This is a genomic window from Fimbriimonadales bacterium, from assembly GCA_035559795.1.
Taxonomy (GTDB): Bacteria; Armatimonadota; Fimbriimonadia; order Fimbriimonadales; family ATM1; genus DATMAR01.
This window is the reverse complement of sequence record DATMAR010000011.1, coordinates 45,544-63,966: the sequence shown is the minus strand read 5'-3', so window position 1 is coordinate 63,966 and position 18,423 is coordinate 45,544. Positions and strand designations below refer to the sequence as shown.

Sequence of the window (18,423 nt, the reverse complement as noted above, 5' to 3'; positions counted from 1 at the left end):
TTACGCTTCGACCGGCTCTCCTAAATAAGCCTCGATGACTTTGGGATTATTTTGAATCTCTTTCGGCGAACCATATGCGATTTCAGTGCCATGGTCGAGTACGACGATTTTTTCGCAAATGCCCATGACGACTTTCATGTCGTGTTCGATAAGAAGAATAGTTTGTTGGAATTCATCGCGAAGTCGTCGAATTTGCTCCATGAGCGTGCTTGTTTCATAAGGATTCATTCCTGCTGCTGGTTCGTCGAGGAGCAAAAGAGTGGGGCGAGTCGCCATCGCTCGCGCGATTTCCAATCTTCTTTGATCCCCATAGGGCAGATCTTGGCTGCGCACATTCGCTCGATGTTCGAGATTGAATGTTTTTAGAAGGGACATCGAATATTCGACGAGTTCTTGTGTTTCTTGAATTGCGCTCGGAAGATAGGCGATGGCTTCGAGTAGGTTCGTCTTGTGCCGAAGATGAGCAGCGACGACGACGTTTTCCAAAGCCGTCAACGCGCCGAAAAGACGGATATTTTGGAAGGTACGGCAAATTCCAAGGCGAGCGATCGTATGGGGTTTCAATCCTACGATAGAACGTCCGTTGAAGCGAATGTCGCCCGAAGTGGGTCTGTAGATGCCGGTAATCATGTTGAAACATGTAGTTTTTCCTGCACCGTTCGGACCAATCAGACCGAAGAGGTCTTTCGGTTGGAGTTCGAAACTCACGTTGTTGACCGCAACGAGACCGTCGAAACGGATGGTGGCTTTATCCAAAACGAGAAGACTCATACAGTGATCACGGCGGTCTCTTTTTTATGACCGAAAAGACCTTTTACCCAACTCCAACTGAATTCATGATGACCGAAAATTCCTTGCGGACGAGAGAGCATCATGACGACGAGAAGAACTGCGAAGAACGGGAATCGAAGTTTGCCTGCTTCGTACTCTACTCCGGAGAAGAGTTCTATCGTAAATGGAATTTGTGTTAGCAAGTTTTTTATAGGCAGAGAGAGCAGACAGATGATTGCAATGACGGAAAGGATAAATCCGAAAACAGCGATGTTCGGTACACGTCTTCTTGTAAAGAGCAAGGCGGCGAGAAGCCCGATGAGGGCTAAGGTTATCGAGATTTGAGAAATTTTAGGGATGTGTTGCGTCCAAATCCAGTAAGCGGTATATGCCGCTCCGATTAATCCGATAAATCCGATGATGCAAAGAAGAGTTTGTTGAAGAGAAGCACGTTCCAAACGGAAACTTCGGAAGATTTTCGGAGTGAATAGCAAGATAATCACGGCGGCGATGATGAATGCGAAGAAGGAATATGCGGGAATTTTTGGCAAATCGCGCAACGATTCCGGCAAAAGTGTAAGAAAGAAGCCAGCCATGGCTGCGCCCGTGATGCTTCCCGTTCCCCCGATGACGACCATTGCTAAAATCAAAAAGGATTGGTCCATTTTGAAGTTATTTATCGTGATAAAGCCCTCGTAATGTGAAAATAACGCTCCTGCCATTCCTGCGATCGCGGCGCCGATTACGAACGCTGTAACTTTCGTTTTCGTAGTGTTTACTCCCATAGCGGAGGCTGCCAATTCGTCTTCTCTTACTGCAAGGAATTGAAGACCGTGAGCGGTTTTGAGAAGATTTCTACTTACTGCGATACTGAAAATCAATAACAGCAACACGAACCAAACCGGAGTGATTTTCAAAGGGACGCTCAATCCATAAGCTCCACCCAAAGCGTTTTGATTTTGGATCACGATTCGAACGATTTCACCGAATCCGAGAGTCGCAACGGCGAGATAATCTCCTCTCAATCTCAAAGATGGCAATCCGACGATGAAGCCGGCAATACCTGCTGCAACTGCGCCACATAAAATCATCAGTGTCAACCATAGCCAGTTCTCCAAAGCGAAAAGGTTGTGATAATGAATCGTGAGATAAGCGGTCGTGTATGCTCCAATTTGATAGAAGGCTGCATGACCGATTGAAAATTGTCCGGTAATTCCATTAATCAAATTGAGACTAACGGATAATGTTGCGAAAAGTGCGCTAAGAACAATTAGACGGTTGTCGAGGTCACCTAACCTCGGCGATAGTTGAGTATGGAATAGCCACAAGAAGACGAAACATGCAACGAGACTTATTAATCGCACGAGAAGAATTTGCGGAACGCTCGTTTGCTTCGTACCTAATGCTGCTACGCTCATGCTTTTTCGACTCCCACGCTACCGAGCAATCCATTCGGTTTGAATAAAAGAACTGCAATCAAAACCACGAATGCGACAGCATCTTTGTATCCCGCATATCCCACCCAAACGACCATCGTCTCAGCGACTCCCATCAAAAATCCACCGAGCACTGCACCGGGGATGTTTCCGATTCCGCCTAATACCGCTGCAACGAATGCTTTTACGCCGGGGATAAGTCCATAAAATGTATCTAAAGGTGTTCCAAGCGCTGTGGCATTCATCATCCCCCCCGCACCTGCCAATCCAGAACCGACAATGAAAGTGATGGACACGATTCGATTAACATCCACACCCATGAGAGCGGCGGTATCGAAATCGTGGGCAACCGCTCGCATTGCACGACCTGTACTCGTTCGTGTTACTAAAAACCAAAGCAGCAACATGAAAATCAAAGAGACGAAAAACATTGCCGTTTGTCCGCCGCTGATGGTGATGTTTCCCAATAGAGGGAGATTTTCGAATGTATATGCTTTAAATGGGTTTACGCTTTCGGAGATGGATGGCTGCGGGGAAGTTTTGAAAATCAGCAATCCTCCTTGCTGCAGAAGAAGAGAAACTCCTATTGCAGTGATAAGAACGGAGATACGGGGGGCGGAACGAAGCGGACGATAAGCGACTCTTTCTATCGTAACTCCCAAAATGGCGCAAATCACCATGCTGTTAAAAAGCATTAAGAGCAGAAGTACAGCAGGATGAAATTTCGTTTTGTCGAACCATCGTTCGGCGGTGTAGTAAGCGACATATGCACCGACCATATAAACCTCGCCGTGAGCGAAGTTAATCAGACGTAAAACGCCATAGACCATGGTGTAGCCTAAGGCGATGAGGGCGTATATCGAACCTAATTGCAGTCCATTGATGATTTGTTGATCGAGTGACGCCCAATCCATTCTTATAATTAAAGTTCAGCAGGTCTCCCCGGGAAAATCAGTAGAGACCTGCTGGATTCGAACATATCTATTGATTATGCTTTCTTTTTCAAACCCGGGTCGAACCATTCGTAGCGCTTGAAAGGAACCCAAGCAGGTTTGCCGTTTACAAGTTTCGCTTCCAAGACCAACCCTGGTTTCTGTGCGTTGCCATCCGGACCTATCGTGATCGTTCCCGAAACTCCTGGGAAGTTCTTAGTTTCAGCAATGGCGTCACGGAGTGCGCGAGAATCGAGGCTTTTTGCGCGTTTAAGTGCGTCTAAAACCACTCCCGCAGCATCGTATCCGAGGGCGGACATTGCATTCGCGGGTTCTTCGCCGTATTTCGCTTTGTACTTGCTCACGAACGCTTTTACCTCAAGGCGGTCTTCCAGGTTGCTGTAGTGGTTGCTGTAATATCCACCGATTATCCCTTCACCGCCTGCCTGCAGAAGTTCACGAGAATCCCAACCGTCACCTCCGAACATCGGAACATTCAATCCGACCTCTTTACGCTGGCGAGCGATAGGTCCTATTTCGGTGAAGTATCCGGAGCAGAAAAGCCCGTCAGGATTGGCGGCTTTTATATTGGTGAGTTGGGCTTTGAAGTCGGTTTGTCCTTTTTCGTAAAATTCTTCCGTGACGATCTTGCCTCCGAGTCTCGTGAAGTACTCCCGAAACATTTCGGAAAGACCGACGCTATAGGGAAGTTTTCTGTCGGTTAGGATAGCGACCCTTCTTAGACCCAAATCTTCGTAGGCGAATTTCGCCATCATCGCTCCCTGGAAGTCGTCCGTGTAGCAAACACGAAAGACCATATTGCCGATATCCGTTATGTCCACCCGCGTAGAGCCTATCGAGACGATGGGAACACCTTTTTCTTGAGCCACTTGAGCAGAAGGTGCAGTGACGCCACTCGCAACTTCTCCGAGAACTGCAATGACCTTCTTTTCAGTAATTAATCGTTCGGTTGCCGATTTGCCCTGCTCGGGTTGACCACCTGTGTCCTCTACAAGCAAGACGACTTGTTTTCCGTTTAATCCACCTTCTGCGTTGAATTCATCGACTGCGAGTTGCGCCCCGCGGACGGATTCCTCGCCCCAGGGCTTCTCAGAGCCGGAAAGGCTCGCGATAATTCCGATGGGAATCGTGTCGCCTTCGACTTTATTTCCAGGTCCTGTAGATTCAGGACGTACGGTTGCTGTTGTCCCGCTTGTGGCGGATTCTTCGGTTTTGCAGCCCCCTAACCATGCAAAAAGAACAAAGATGGAAAGTAACCCAGAAAGCGTAAATATCCAGTGCTTGCGACTTAGACGGTTCATAAATCAACCTCCTGAATTGTGCACGAGTTGCCTTCGCTTCTTTTAGAGGAAATGTGTGCGAAGGGCGGAAAATAGTATAGCGTGAAACTGATGATAGGATGAGACTCAGAAGTTGGCAATGGTGGGCGATTTCTCTATATAATATAGAGACTATGCCAGCAACAGCACAAGAACTTGTCTCCCAAGCAGTAGAGTCATGCCAAAAGGAGAATTACGATGATGCCTTGAACCTTGCCAGAGAAGCCCTCGAGGTAGACCCACGTTATGGAGACGCGTACAGCGTACTCGGGATTTGCTTTGCAAAAAAAGGGCAACCGGAGCAAGCCGCGGAAGCGTTCAAAAAGGCGATTCAAAGCACCCCTTATAATGCAAGTGCCTACTATAACCTCGCTTATTTCTATTACGAGAACGGCAATTTTACGGATGCCATGACGATGGCACAGGAAGCTGTCCGCACCGATCCGAAGCATAAAAGGGCAATCCAATTGATCAAAGTCCTCGAAGACAAACTCCATGTAGAGGTCGCACCTTACACGACATCTCTGGGGGACCAGAGAGGTTCTGCTTATCAATACAAGCCTGAAGGCACCGAAGAGAAGGAACTTTCGTGGAACGATATCCCTCCCTTGGAAGCGCAAGAGAAACCCGAAGGAAAAAAACAATAGGTGTAGGGACGTAACCGCGTTATAATTAACGTGTCATATCTTTCAGGTGAGTGTTTTTGTGATTCCCATTATCATCGTTGGATTGTTGGCTAATCATGGACAAGTAGATCTCAAATCGTCCATCGAAGCGCCATTCCGAGAGACCGACCATGCAATTATCATTGATGCGGTCGTGAACGGAAAGCGAGCGAGTTTTATGTTAGATACCGGGTTCGGCGGTTGGCTCGTTCTTAGCGACCAAATCAAAGTGGGAAAACCTTCGGGCACTGCTCAGTTGAGAGATTTCGTAGGCACGTTGTCGGCTACGACTGTCGAACTCAAAAGCCTCGAAATCGGTGATTTGAAAATTACCAAGCCAAGTGGAGACATCATCCAACAGCCATTAGGCGATCTTACTCTGAGTTACGGGACGCATTGCGACGGGATTATGGGGCTTTCCCCCCTCAAGGATTACGTTACTGAAATCAATTTCGAAAAGAAGAAACTCATTTTCCATCCGAAATCACTCGACATCAGCAAAAAAACTCCGGACAATCAGAAAACCTTCTTATTGAAAATGGAGCCGAGGGGATTCAATTCCATCGAGTTGCGGTCAGAAGTAAATGGTCATCCAGTCTTTATGGCTTTGGATACCGGGAATGCTTTTTATGTGACGACGCACAAGGAGGTTTTAGAAAGGGTGGGTCTTTGGGACCCTAAGCAAAAACCGAAATACGTTTTCGAAGCCTGGGTTGCATCGGGTCCGGTGGATACGTTTTATGTATGGATCAAAGAGGCGAAAATTTTCGGTGTGCCCGTCAAGAACTCGATATGGGATGTGATTGACCTACCGAGTTCGAGCGTGGAGGATGATGGCACGGTAGGTTTCGGCTTCCTCAAAAACTTCAACATTATCATGGATTTCGAGCGCAGATATGTATGGCTCGAGAATTTTTCTGGCAAGGTAGCGAATGAGCCGATTGGCGAGCCAGGAATTAGAATTGGATACAGTGATTCGGGAAGGTTCGTAGTGCGTCATGTTTACCCAGGAAGCCCTGCAGATTTAGCGGGGATAAAGGAAGACGATGTCGTTTTGGCAGTTGACGGAAAGAGTTTATCCATGGTTAAGCCAAAAGAGATTCGGAACCTTATCCAAGGCACACCAGGTTCTAAGGTGAAATTAGCCATAAGCCGGGAAGGGATGCTGCAGCGTTTCGAAGTGGAGAGGGTGATTTTAGCGAACGGTAGCCCAGGCTAAAGCCCTCGCGGGTTTCTCTATCTCCAAGAAGTTTCTCTATTTTCGTTTTTCTTCGAAGGTTGACTTGTCCGATGTTCTGCCTATAAGATAGTAGACATATTTCTACTATTGGCAGAACGACTATGTACAACCCTATTCATGACGAAGCAGACGAGATATTACAAAAGGCACCGAGAGATGGTCAGTACCCTTATTACATCACGGCGACCTTCGAAAGGAGGCTGAGAAAGGAGCGGCAACGGAAAGCCAGTCTGGACGAAAACCAACTCTTGGAAAACCCTCACCCGTCATCTTTTTATTTGCAGGAAAGAGACATCGTACGCACGATTAAGAGCGCTGGCTTGACCGTTAGGCAAATGGAAGTGTTTTTAGCACGTGTAACGGGTGATTCATGGGTGGAAATCGGAAACCGCCATGGCCATACGAAACAAGGCGCGCTTCAGATTTTCAAACAGGCGATGAAAAAGATCCGGAGGGCGATACGGATGAACCCGTTTCGAGGATTGCACAAAGTGTATCGAGAGGAAGTGACGCGTTTCGCTCCCTCGCGAATCGGGAAGGGGAAGTAAGTGTATATTTTTATCCCCCCCTGCTTACGCAGAGTACCGATCTTTTGTTTATCGTTAGTTGTAGCGTTCCCAACCAAAGGTTGGGCACGAGTTGTAAATTTATAATAATTGGGTTCCCCTTCGAGCGAAGCGAAGAGGGGGAACCTTTTAAGGAGTGGGTTTTATGTTTTTGATAGGGAATTGAGGTGCTTATTTTTTTTTCGACCCCCTCCGTAAGGTTCCCCCCCGCTTACGCAAGGGGAAACGGTTTTTTATGGTGCTTTTGTTTAACAATTATGCTCCTTTCGATTATTGTGTTTATCGATTATCATAATCATTCAATTTCAAAAAGAACATCCACGCGAAGTTGGACTGTTGCTCTACCTGCACTTAGTTCTGTGCCCGAGGTTACTGCTTCCGGAGTTTCGATTACGCGCTGCGCTGCAAGTCCGTAATCGTAATAGGGAGCGGCTTCCGATATGTGTTTCGGTTTACCGACTTTGACACCCAGCAGTGAAGCCATTTCTTCCGCTTTACGTTTTGCGACCTCTATTGCTTCTTTGCGCGCTTTACTTCGTAAATCTTCCAACTTTTCTACGGTGTACTGCACGTTTCCGACGTAATTCGCACCGGCGGAGACTGCGGTGTCTATGACATCGGGGAGTTTATCGAGGTCATGAACGCGTATTTCTGCAACATTTCGGATTGTCCAAACGACTCTTCCTGAAGGAGTTTGTTGCGTGCGATGGAGTGAATATTCGACGGTGCGAATGTCGTCGTCTTCGATGCCTTTCGCTCGAATCGCATCCAACACTTTTCGCATTACGGTGTTGCCTTGGGCGTGAGCGGCAGATGCTGTTGCACTCGTTCCGACGTAACCGAGGTTAACTGTAGCGATATCGGGTTCTGCGCGCACGATTGCGGTTCCGAAAACCCGAATCCCTTCTTCATTTTGAAAGGTCGCTGCAACTGGGTTCTGCGGAGTTTGACAACCGGATACGAAGAGGAATGTTATTAGGAGAAGAATATATGTTTTCATGGATTGCCTCCTTAAAGTTTGGATTTTGGCAGTTTTTTTGGGGTTTTCGATTTTTCAAGAGACCCCCTTTTAGGTTTTCGAGTCGGGATGGTTTTTCCCCTTTATTCGCAAGGGGACAGGTTTTGTTTATCGATTTGAGTTACCGACCAGAGGTTAGGAAGATCATTCGTTCCCAAACAGAGTTTGGGAACGAGGAAACAAGGAAAAAAAGTGTGCGTTCCCAACTGGAGGTAGGGAACGAGAAACGTCTGAGTTTGGGAACGAGGAAAATGAAGCGAATAAAATGTGAAGAGTGTTACCGTTCGGATTCCGGGGGGGAGATAGAAGTGAGAGTCAATTCCTCGAACATACCCATTTTGCGATACTTTTCGTAGCGGTTCGCTACTAGTTCCTCGGGGGAGAGGGAGGAGAGTTCGCCGAGGTGTTTGATTACTGCTTTTTCGATATTTGCGGCGGTTTCGTTGGGACCTCGATGCGCCCCCCCGAATGCCTCCGGGATGATTTCGTCTATAATTCCCAATTCCAATGCGTGTTGCGCTGTGAGTTTCAAGGCAGATGCGGCGCGGTCGCTCGCTGCGGGTTGTCGCCACAGAATCGCGGCGCATCCTTCAGGCGGTATCACGGAATAAATCGAGTTTTCGAGCATGAGGACTCGATTGCAAGCACCGATACCTATAGCCCCCCCGCTTCCTCCCTCGCCGATAATCACTGCAATCGTCGGGACGCGCAGTCCGAACATTACGAACATTCCCTCTGCAATCGCTTGGCTGATTCCGCGTGATTCGCTCTCTACTCCCGGGTCTGCGGCAGGCGTGTCAATGAAAGAGAGAACGGGAAAACCGAAACGGTCTGCCATTTGGAAGAGGCGAATCGCTTTCCGATATCCTTCGGGTTTCGCCATTCCGAAATTTCGATATTGTCTTTCTTTTAAATCCCGTCCTTTTTGATGTCCTACGATTATGAAAGATATGCCGTTTATTTTGCCGATTCCTCCGATAAGCGCTTTGTCATCTCCATATCTGCGGTCTCCGTGCAATTCGATCCAGTCCGTAACGATGGCACGAATATAATCGAGAGTGTATGGCCTCGTTTCCGCACGTGAAATGAGTGTTCTTTCCCAAGGGCCGATGCGGCTGTATTTCAATTCGAGATAGGCGTTTCGCTTTTTTTCGAATTCTTGGATTTCGCGTTCGAGTTGTGAGGCGCGATCAGGGGGGGCTTTTGCTTGAAGTTCTCGAAGGCGGCGAATGCCTTCTTCGAGTTCTAAAAGCGGTTTTTCCCATTCACGCCATGTTTTTGCCATATTTATACTTTCGTTACGTTATACGATGTATGTACGGTGTCTTTCTTTTTTCGTGTTGCTGAAATGGTCTAAAAGTTTAATGAGCGTCGGGCGAACATCTTTGCGTTGCACAATTTTGTCGATCATTCCTTTTTCGAAGTTGAACTCGGAAGTTTGGAAGTTGTCGGGAACTTTCGATACCCCTGCTTGCGCAGAGACACGAGCACCTGCGAAACCGACAAGCGCACCGGGTTCTGCGAGGATGATATCGGCGAGGCTGGCGTAACTCGCTAAAACCCCTGCCATAGTCGGATCGGTAAAGACGCAGATAAAAGGTATTCCCGAATCGCTCAAGCGACGGCAAGCGGCGACAGTTTTCGCCATTTGCATTAGGGAAATGAGACCCTCCTGCATTCTCGCCCCCCCACTCGCCGTGAAGATGACAGCAGGAACGCGTTCTTGATAAGCCATTTCCAACGTTCGTGTGATTTTCTCCCCCGCAACGGAGCCCATGCTTCCTCCCATGAAACGAAAGTCCGAGACTGCCGCCGAGACATCGTGTCCGCCAATCTTTCCGTATCCTCGAACGATGGAGTCGTACCTTCCGGTGGTCTGGGTGCCTCTTTCGAGTTTCTCTTTGTAATCGGGAAATTCGAGTGGGTCGGTCGAGCGAAGTTCCTTATCGAGTTCATGGAAGGTATCGGGGTCGAAGGTGATTTCTATGCGCTCCTCGACGGTCAGCCTATGATGGTGACCGCAGAAATTGCACACGCGAAGATTTCGGGAAAACTCCTTGCTGAAAAGCACCTTTTTGCACTTGTCGCAGCGTAGAAAGACTTCCGGTTTGCTTTGCATAGGCGGCTTTTTGCTCCAGAGAAATGTCTAAAGACATTCTACACTCCCCAGTACGAGATGGCTAAAAATTGTGAACGTCCAATTTCCTCGCCGTATCGGGTTTTCTGGAGGCTTGTAAACATGCTACTTGCTCCTTTTTTGTAGGATTTACCCCTGATTTTAGAGAAAAAAGTACATAGGACCCCGAAAAATGCCGATATTTCTATAGATTGCCATTTTCCAGGAAAGCGTCCGGAAAAACTTATGAACGAACAATTCGAGCGTATCGGGGAGTTACTCGTCAAAAAAGGGCTCGTAACTCAAACGACATTGAACGCAGCGTTAGCGGAGCAACATAACTCCGGCAAGCGCATCGGCGAAATCCTTATCGAGAAGGGGCTCGTAACCGAGTTCCAGGTAGCCCAGGTTCTCGCAGAGCAATACGAAGTACCCCTTGTCGACCCTTCCAGTCTGCGTCCTGAACCTGCTGCTCTTGCCCTGTTGGACCCAAAAACGGCACTGACTCAGGCTGTGTTGCCATATCGTTTCTCGCAAGGGGAGCTGGAATGCGCTATCGCAGACCCTTTGGATGTGGAGGCTACTGATCATTTAGTTCAACTCACCCGGTGCAGGCTACGGCTGTTCGTTGCCCCGAGAGGTGCTTTATTAGAAGCAATAGAGCGCGCTTACAAAGTCGAACATGTGATATCGGAGACACCCAAACCGCCGGAGCGATTTACTGATTCAGTGGAAAAAGGCAACTTCTCAAATGTTTTCTGGCTCGATGCATTCGACAAACAGTTAGATCGTCCTGTAAGTTTGCTGGTTACTTCTGCGAAGACTGGGGAAGTGCCTCATTTGTATTCGCGTGTTCGCACTCTTTCCCGTTCGCATTCGATTCAAGTTGCGACGGTTTATGACTGGTTCGAAGAGCGTGGGTATGCATGGGCTGTGTTGAGGAGAATCGATGGTCGTTTGTTAGAACAAATTCAACGTGAGAATGGTCCGCGTTCTGTTGCAGAGGCTGCACAGTTGATTGCGAGCATTGCGGAGGCATTAGGCGCTTTGCGTGTAGGGAACGAGCCTGTGTCGTTGGTTTGTCCGACGAATGTAGTCATCAACGACCAGAAGGAAGTTTCGTTAGTACCCTTCGTAAAGCCTTCCGATATGTATAAAAGCCCTGAAGAATTGGGGGGGCTACCTGCGGATGACCGGAGCCATGTTTTTTCGTTGGGAGTTTTGCTTTATGAATGCTTAGCAGGTGTCAATCCGTTTTATCGTGGAAATCGCGAGGAGATGCTCGACAGGATTTTTACCGGAAAATTGCAAACTTTTAATTCTCTTCCCAATGCGATGCAGTTCGTTTTGAAGAAATGTTTGTCTCCAGACCCGACGAAGCGCTTTTTTGCTCCGATTAATTTGGCTCAGTCGCTCAAGAGTTACAAATGGCTCGATAAATCTGCCGAGGCGACGCGCACCGTCGTTCATACGAGCGAGGATAGAGATGAATTGCTACGGGCGATTTCCGAGCCTTACGAAGAGCGAAAAGTACCGATATGGAAACGTTTGTTCGGAAAGAAAGTTGCTTGAAGAATTATAAAAAATGCGCACGATAGCCATTACGAGCGGGAAAGGTGGTGTTGGTAAGACCAACATTGCAGCGAATTTAGGAATTCTCTTTGCAGAGCGAGGAAAGCGCACAGTCGTTTTCGACGCCGATTTGGGTCTTGCGAACTTAGACGTCGTGATGGGAGTTCGCGCACCTTTTACGCTTCAGCATGTCGTAACGGGCGAGAAAAGTTTATTGGAGGTCGTTTGTGAAGGTCCGCGGGGCGTACGGTTCATTGCAGGGGGCTCTGGAATAGAGGATTTATTGAATTTAACGGGTCCTCAACTGGAAGGCTTTTTGAGCGAGTTGGAAGGATTGACGAAAACTACCGACATTTTGATTTTCGATACAGGCGCTGGAATAGACGACAAAGTGATGACTTTTTTGCGCGCAGCAGATGAGACACTTTTGATCACTACACCAGATCCAGCGAGTGTTACGGATGCGTATGCGACTGCGAAGTTACTGTTTATGGTGAAACCGGATGCGATTGTTCGTGTTTTGATGAACATGGTGATCGACGAAGCGCACGCGCATGCAGTGTTTGCGAAGTTGAATGCGATTTGTAGACAGTTTTCTGGGAAGAGCATGTTCTATGCAGGTCACGTTCGCCATGACCCTCAGATGGCGTTTTACATAAGAAAACGTGTTCCGTTTTATGGTGCGCAACCGAGGTTGAAAGCATCAATGGATTTGGCGAATGTGGCATCGCGTTTGATGGGCGAGGTTCCTGAACCGCAGGAATCGGGCTTGGCGGAGAGGCTGAGAGCGCTGTTCGGATTCGGTTTGAAAAAGAGCGCGTAAGGGAGAAAGTTATAAAGCTTCTTGAAAAGCGTTTCCAACCAGAGGTTTGAAATGATGCCTCAACTGCTCCTGCAGTTGAGGCTTTTTGATTTTGTGATATTTCCGAAGAGAATTAGAAAAGAGAAACCCCCTCCTTAAAGGTTCCCCCTGCTTCGCAAGGGGAACCGGTTTTTTGTTGTTCGATTTTTTTAGTTATACAATTTACTTCCCAACTAGAGTTTGGGAACGAGAAAGATTCTTGTGAAATGATGCCTCAACTGCTCCTGCAGTTGAGGCTTTTTGATGTGTGATATTCCGAAGAGAATTAGAAAAGAGAAACCCCCTCCTTAAAGGTTCCCCCTGCTTCGCAAGGGGAACCGGTTTTTTTGTTATTCGATTTTTTTGTATGGAACTCTATATTTGCGTTGCCAACCAGAGGTTGGGAACGAGAAATTCCATTGAGTAATACAAGAAACAGTTATGAAGCTTCCAAAAAAGCGCTCCTAACCAAGAGGTTGGGAACGAATAAAACCCAACGAGTGAGACTCCTTTTAACTAAATGTCTAAGGGGATTCGTAAAGGAATGCGGAGGGAAGGAGTTGGTTTTGTTTTCCATCATGAACCGCATAAGAGCCACCTTTATAAATTCGCCCCCCCGCATATTCTCCGTTCTTATTAACGGCATAGAAATTCACATCGAAATTCGGTTTGCCGCGCGAATAGAGAAGTCTGCGGTCGACGGTTTTTTTGCAAATCCGCTCTAAAACATCGAGAATTGCGTTCTCCGGTGATAATCCTCGTCGCATATTTTCCACGACGATTCTGCTGCCGCATTCTAAGATTACGGCTTCACCGCGGCCGGTCGAGCCGCATGCGCCGACATCGTTATCTACATATAAACCCGCACCGATAATGGGTGAATCACCGACGCGTCCGGGAATTTTGAATGCGAGACCGCTCGTCGTCGTAACTCCTGAGAGTTCGCCCTTTTCGTTGAGTGCCAGACATGTAATCGTTCCGGTGGGTCTTTCGAAACCGATTTTTCTTTCTTCATCACCAATCCAATCGTCTTTGTCGGAAAGATTTTCTTTCCAGCGCAGCCATGCTTGCCGTGCGCGTTCTGTAAGCAAGTTTTCCTCTTGGAATCCATGTGCTTTCGCAAAGTCCAATGCTCCTTGACCTACGAGCAAAATGTGGTCGGTGCGTTCGAGAACTATTTTTGCGACTTTGGATGGTGTTTTGATTCCTTTGAGAGAAGCGACAGCCCCTGCTCGATACGTTGGTCCGTGCATTACGCAGGAGTCGAGTTCGACTTCGCCTCTTTCATTAGGTAAGCCGCCATACCCGACGCTCATATCGTCCGGGTCTTCTTCGACGATGTTGACTCCGGCTACGACTGCATCGAGTGTGTCTGCTCCAGCTTTGAGCATCTCCATCGCTTTTTCCGTAGCACGAAGACCATTCGCGCTGGAGATTGCGACGGGCATGCCTTTTCTTGTTTTTGTTTGATTTGCGAGGAGGGACCCGAGAGGATTCGCGAGAGTCGCCGAGGTGATAGCGAAGAGGAAGTCTCTGCGTGTTATGTCGAAGGTTTTCATGGGCTTATTTTGCAGAATATGAAAACCAGAAAGATTTATCGCGCCTTACAGCGCCCCTACATTTTTTTTTGCGCATTACGGCGCTCCTACGGTTTTTGTCGCGCCTTACGGCGCTCCTACGGTTTTTATCGCGTCAGGCGCTCCTACGGGTTTGGGGGGATGACGCATTCGGGATGCCATATACTGTCGCGTTGGCGAGCGATGGCGAAGAGATGGTTGTTTTCATCCAAAAGTCCTATCGTGGTTCGATTCGGAAAGAGAGGGATACGTAGAGGTTGTCCGTTTCTGGCTTGGATGATTTGGTGGCGTGTGAGTTTTATCATGGGCATCGGTGCGAGAGCCTCTTCGAGCGGTATGAGTTTTTCTACGCTAATTTCATCAAGTTGGCAGGCTTTATCGAGGGTGAATTCACCCATTCGCGTGCGCGTAAGTGCTGACAGATACGCTCCGCATGACAATTTGAGACCGAGATCATGGCATAGAGTTCGCACGTAGGTTCCTTTCGAACAAACGACACGAAAAGAGGCAACGGGGGGGTTATAGTCGTTGATTTCGAAATGGTAGATCGTTATTTTTTTGGGTTTTCTTTGAACTTCTTCGCCTTTGCGGGCTAATTTGAATAAGGGAGTTCCTTTGAATTTTACAGCGCTGTACATGGGGGGGATTTGGGAAATATCTCCGAGGAACGATTTTGCTGCTTCTCGAATCATTTCGAGGGTTACAAAATCGTAATTTCTTTTTTCTATGATTTCGCCTTCTGCATCTTGCGTGTTCGTGATCGCGCCTAACGTCATCGTTCCGATATATTCTTTCGGGTCAACGGGAAGGTAGCGAATAAATCGGGTTGCGTATCCGACTGCAATGACCAAGAGACCTTCGCTTATCGGATCGAGCGTTCCCGTGTGTCCTACGCGTCGAGTGTGGAGGGCGCGGCGAACTTCGTCAACGACGTCGTGAGAAGTTAGATTTTTCGGTTTGTTAATCAGAAGAATGCCTATGGGGGACATCATTCCGGGAGTAAGGAGGACAAAGCAGGGATAATTCGTTGGATAGCGTCCTCCATGGTCGTGTAGAGAGTGCATCCTGCAGCGTTTTTATGTCCCCCCCCATCGAATCGGCGGCACACGTCGGCAACATCTATGTCTCCACGTGAGCGAACGCTGACACGAATTCTTCCGGGCTTAGGTTCTCTGAAGAGTAGATAAACTTGCGCATTTTCGACGGTACCGATGTGGTTTACGATGTCTTCGCTGTATTCATCGGGGCAACCTATTTCGGAGTAATCCTGAAGGTTAATCCAACTATAGGCTAAACGTCCGTTTTTTAGCAAAGTGATTCTGCTCAAGGCTCTACCGAGGAGGTCGAGGGCTTGCTTAGGCTTTTTACCCCATATTTCGAGGCTGATTAGAGGGAGGTTTGCACCGAGTTCCATTAGATTCGCCGCGGCGCGAAGGCAGTCTGGCGTGGTATTTCCATGACGAAAGTTGCCGGTGTCCGTAACGATTCCTGTAAGGATGCATTGTGCCGCGGTAGTCGTGATTTTGTATTGTAACTCTAAGAGTAATTCGTAAATCATCAAGGCTGTCGCTGCGTACTTCGGACTGATTAGTTGTATGCCAGGGGGGGTTTCGTAAGTTATAGGATGATGGTCTATGATGGCGAAATTTTTTGCTTGTTCTACGAGTGGACGCACGCTTCCTAATCTGGAGAGGACGTTGAGGTCTACGACGACGGCGAGGTCGAAGACGGTATTTCCAAAGCGATTCAATGCGTCTTCACCGATAATAAATTTTTCCCATCTCGAAAGAAAATGCAGATTTTTCGGAACAGGGTCATGACAAACATAAACAACGTTTTTATTTTTCGATTCGAGGATTTCGCCTAATGCGAGTGCGGATGCAATCGAATCGCCATCGGGGCTCATATGGCTTGCAAGAAGAATCGAGGAAGCACTTTCGAAAAGTTTTTGCAGGCGAAGCGCTTCTTCTTTCGGAACGTGCGTCATATGAGAAGATAACTATACCGAGTTTTGTTCATGGGATGTTTTTGCGGCTGCTCTGATTTTCAGATTGAGCATTTCTACGGTGAGGGAAAATGCCATCGCGAAATACGTGTAGCCTTTAGGGATTTCGAAACCGACACCTTCCGCGACGAGATTCGCACCGATGAGAACGAGAAAGGCGAGAGCGAGCATCTTCAGAGTCGGATGGCGGGAAATGAAAGTATTCACTTGTTCCACTAAAAGGATCATGAAAAAGACTGCAATGATGACTGCTGCAACCATAATTTCGATTCGTCTCACCATGCCAACAGCGGTAATTACGGAATCGAGAGCGAAGACGACATCTAAAATCATGATTTGTATTATTGCGGACGAGAACGTGATGGAAGCAACAGGCGTCGTGAATCCTTTTTCTGCGCCTTCTAATTTCGAATGAATTTCGGTCGTTGCTTTTCCGATGAGAAAGAGCCCCCCCGCTAAAAGAATCAATCCTTTACCCGAAGTCGTTATTCCCAGAATGGTAAATGGGGTAGTAAGATGCAATACCCAAGTGATGGCGAAGAGAAGTGCGATTCTTCCGAGAACGGCGAGTGCGAGACCGAGTCTTCGTGCGCGCGGTTGCTGTTCTTCGGGTAGACGCGAGGTTAGGATGGTGATGAAGACGATGTTGTCTACCCCGAGGACGATTTCCATTGCGACGAGAGTGAAAAGACCTATCCAGGTTTCGGGTTGGGTGAGCCAATCCATGGTGGGGGGATTTTACATAGTAAGGGAAGGCAATCGCGCCTTGCGGCGCTCCTACGTTTTTTATCGCGCCTTACGGCGCTCCTACAGTTTTTACAGGTGGAGGAGTTTGGAGGCGGATTCCATGTCTTTATCGCCGCGTCCGCTGAGGTTCACCAGGGCTATCGAATTCGGTTTTAGGTCGAGGGAGTCGCGTTTATTCGGCATGAGGAGTGCGAAGGCATGCGCGCATTCGAAAGCAGGGATGATTCCTTCTAAACGGCTGAGCCAGACGAAGGCGTCGAGTGCTTCTTTATCGGTTACTGCATAGTATTCCGCTCTTCCTATATCTTTGAGGTATGCGTGTTCGGGTCCTACTCCCGGATAGTCGAGACCCGCAGAAATCGAATGAGTTCCTACGACTTGGCCGTCTTCGTCTTGCATAAGATAACTGTAACTTCCATGCAGAACACCGGGTAAACCCGCGCAGAGGGGGGCGGCGTGATGCCCTGTTTCGATTCCTTCCCCCCCCGCTTCGACGCCTATGAGTCTCACTTTAGAGTCCTCTATGAAACCGTGGAAGAAGCCGATTGCATTCGAGCCCCCCCCGACACAGGCGATGCAGGCATCGGGCAGTTCACCTTCCTCTTCTAAAATTTGTGTGCGCGCTTCTTCGCCGATGACCCGCTGAAACTCTCGCACCATCAGAGGGTAGGGATGGGGACCCACACACGAACCGACAATGTAATGCGTATCGTGCACATTCGTAACCCAATCGCGCATTGCTTCATTAGTGGCGTCTTTCAATGTTTTCGTTCCGCTCGAAACAGGAATTACGGTCGCACCCAACAATTTCATGCGAAAGACATTGAGTTGTTGACGGCGGACGTCTTCTTCGCCCATGTACACGACGCACTCCAATCCGAACATCGCGCATGCGGTCGCTGTAGCAACGCCATGTTGTCCAGCGCCCGTTTCGGCGATAATCCGTTTTTTTCCCATTTTTTTCGCCAAAAGGGCTTGGCCAAGGGCGTTATTGAGTTTGTGCGCACCGGTGTGGCAAAGGTCTTCGCGTTTAATCCAGATACGAAGACCCGTTTCTTCGCTCATGCGTTTTGCAGGGGTGAGAGGAGTGGGTCTGCCGATAGTATGGCGATAATGCCAATGAAGTTCATCGAGGAAGGCGTGGTCTTTTCGTGCCTCTTCGAAGGCTCGTGTGAGTTCTTCGATGGCAGGGATGAGCGTTTCGGGGACGTATCTTCCGCCGTAATTTCCGAATCGTCCTTCGCGTGGTTGTGTCTGGATTTGCATGCTCGTAACTGTAAGGTTACCTCTACCTTCGACTACAACCATTCCCACATAACTTCAATCGGAATGAGGCGAGGGTCTGAGGAAAGAAATTCTTCTGAAGCGTCGCGAAGTCTTTCCAAAGCGGGGCGTGATGTCCCTACGAGAGCGAGGGCAATCGTTCCGGAGCGGATGCGATTTTGAAAATCCACTTCGGAGACGCTGAGTTGGAGTTTGTTTCTTGCGCGACGAATCATGCTTTGCAGAATGGAGCGTTTATCCTTTAGCGTTTTCGCGGAAGGAATTTCGTATGTTACTACCAACAATCCTACATGGATTCCCATATGGCATTTTA

General features: G+C 48.2%; 18 protein-coding genes. 5 read left to right on the top strand and 13 right to left on the bottom strand.

Annotation, left to right across the window (positions count from 1 at the left end; translation table 11 throughout):
• The 4 genes from VNK96_06905 to VNK96_06890 all read right to left on the bottom strand — a co-directional run bounded on the left by VNK96_06905 (position 1) and on the right by VNK96_06890 (position 4,461).
• Entirely contained in the window at positions 1-771 is a 771-nt protein-coding gene (locus VNK96_06905; protein ID HWP31433.1) for an ABC transporter ATP-binding protein, read from the bottom strand.
• On the bottom strand, positions 768-2,189 hold the full coding sequence (locus VNK96_06900) for a branched-chain amino acid ABC transporter permease (GenBank protein HWP31432.1): 1,422 nt from the start codon (positions 2,187-2,189) through the stop codon (positions 768-770). The genes VNK96_06905 and VNK96_06900 overlap by 4 nt, the downstream gene beginning before the upstream one ends.
• Complete coding sequence (locus VNK96_06895) at positions 2,186-3,121, bottom strand: branched-chain amino acid ABC transporter permease (GenBank protein ID HWP31431.1); 936 nt, start codon at positions 3,119-3,121, stop codon at positions 2,186-2,188. The genes VNK96_06900 and VNK96_06895 overlap by 4 nt, the downstream gene beginning before the upstream one ends.
• A 74-nt stretch (positions 3,122-3,195) precedes the next feature.
• Positions 3,196-4,461, bottom strand: coding sequence for an ABC transporter substrate-binding protein (locus VNK96_06890; protein ID HWP31430.1), 1,266 nt, complete (start codon positions 4,459-4,461; stop codon positions 3,196-3,198).
• 152 nt (positions 4,462-4,613) lie between these two features.
• Between VNK96_06890 and VNK96_06885 the strand changes: the two genes are divergently transcribed.
• The 3 genes from VNK96_06885 (at position 4,614) to VNK96_06875 (ending at position 6,932) form a co-directional block, all read left to right on the top strand.
• A complete protein-coding gene (locus VNK96_06885; protein ID HWP31429.1) occupies positions 4,614-5,126 on the top strand; it encodes a tetratricopeptide repeat protein in 513 nt (170 codons plus the stop codon).
• 46 nt (positions 5,127-5,172) lie between these two features.
• A complete protein-coding gene (locus VNK96_06880) occupies positions 5,173-6,363 on the top strand; it encodes a PDZ domain-containing protein (protein HWP31428.1) in 1,191 nt (396 codons plus the stop codon).
• 122 nt (positions 6,364-6,485) lie between these two features.
• The gene (locus tag VNK96_06875) at positions 6,486-6,932 is read left to right on the top strand and encodes a hypothetical protein (GenBank protein ID HWP31427.1); all 447 of its coding nucleotides are present in this window, start codon (positions 6,486-6,488) and stop codon (positions 6,930-6,932) included.
• Between the two features lie 313 nt (positions 6,933-7,245).
• On the opposite strand, the gene VNK96_06870 is transcribed toward VNK96_06875, so the two are convergent.
• From VNK96_06870 to accD, 3 genes are all read right to left on the bottom strand, one after another.
• Positions 7,246-7,950 carry an SIMPL domain-containing protein gene (locus tag VNK96_06870; protein HWP31426.1) on the bottom strand — a complete coding sequence of 235 codons (705 nt, stop codon included), beginning with the start codon at positions 7,948-7,950 and terminating at the stop codon, positions 7,246-7,248.
• 295 nt (positions 7,951-8,245) lie between these two features.
• Positions 8,246-9,253, bottom strand: coding sequence for an acetyl-CoA carboxylase carboxyltransferase subunit alpha (locus tag VNK96_06865; protein ID HWP31425.1), 1,008 nt, complete (start codon positions 9,251-9,253; stop codon positions 8,246-8,248).
• Between the two features lie 18 nt (positions 9,254-9,271).
• The gene (gene accD, locus VNK96_06860; GenBank protein ID HWP31424.1) at positions 9,272-10,087 is read right to left on the bottom strand and encodes an acetyl-CoA carboxylase, carboxyltransferase subunit beta; all 816 of its coding nucleotides are present in this window, start codon (positions 10,085-10,087) and stop codon (positions 9,272-9,274) included.
• 243 nt (positions 10,088-10,330) lie between these two features.
• On the opposite strand from accD, the gene VNK96_06855 reads away from it, so the two are divergent.
• A complete protein-coding gene (locus VNK96_06855; GenBank protein ID HWP31423.1) occupies positions 10,331-11,656 on the top strand; it encodes a protein kinase in 1,326 nt (441 codons plus the stop codon).
• 13 nt (positions 11,657-11,669) lie between these two features.
• Positions 11,670-12,479 (top strand): MinD/ParA family protein, encoded by an 810-nt coding sequence (locus VNK96_06850; GenBank protein HWP31422.1) that lies wholly within the window; start codon positions 11,670-11,672, stop codon positions 12,477-12,479.
• Positions 12,480-13,021: 542 nt separating this feature from the next.
• On the opposite strand, the gene VNK96_06845 is transcribed toward VNK96_06850, so the two are convergent.
• The 6 genes from VNK96_06845 to VNK96_06820 all read right to left on the bottom strand — a co-directional run bounded on the left by VNK96_06845 (position 13,022) and on the right by VNK96_06820 (position 18,412).
• Positions 13,022-13,945: a N(4)-(beta-N-acetylglucosaminyl)-L-asparaginase gene (locus VNK96_06845; protein ID HWP31421.1), complete on the bottom strand. Its 924-nt coding sequence runs from the start codon at positions 13,943-13,945 to the stop codon at positions 13,022-13,024.
• A gap of 254 nt (positions 13,946-14,199) precedes the next feature.
• Positions 14,200-15,063: a tRNA pseudouridine(55) synthase TruB gene (truB, locus tag VNK96_06840; protein HWP31420.1), complete on the bottom strand. Its 864-nt coding sequence runs from the start codon at positions 15,061-15,063 to the stop codon at positions 14,200-14,202.
• The gene (locus VNK96_06835; GenBank protein HWP31419.1) at positions 15,063-16,061 is read right to left on the bottom strand and encodes a bifunctional oligoribonuclease/PAP phosphatase NrnA; all 999 of its coding nucleotides are present in this window, start codon (positions 16,059-16,061) and stop codon (positions 15,063-15,065) included. Before VNK96_06835 ends, truB begins: the two co-directional genes overlap by 1 nt.
• A 12-nt stretch (positions 16,062-16,073) precedes the next feature.
• On the bottom strand, positions 16,074-16,805 hold the full coding sequence (locus VNK96_06830) for a TerC family protein (GenBank protein ID HWP31418.1): 732 nt from the start codon (positions 16,803-16,805) through the stop codon (positions 16,074-16,076).
• Between the two features lie 90 nt (positions 16,806-16,895).
• Positions 16,896-18,134, bottom strand: a complete 1,239-nt coding sequence (gene trpB, locus VNK96_06825) for a tryptophan synthase subunit beta (GenBank protein ID HWP31417.1) — start codon at positions 18,132-18,134, stop codon at positions 16,896-16,898.
• Positions 18,125-18,412 (bottom strand): DUF503 domain-containing protein, encoded by a 288-nt coding sequence (locus tag VNK96_06820; GenBank protein HWP31416.1) that lies wholly within the window; start codon positions 18,410-18,412, stop codon positions 18,125-18,127. Before VNK96_06820 ends, trpB begins: the two co-directional genes overlap by 10 nt.
• Positions 18,413-18,423: the final 11 nt, after the last annotated feature.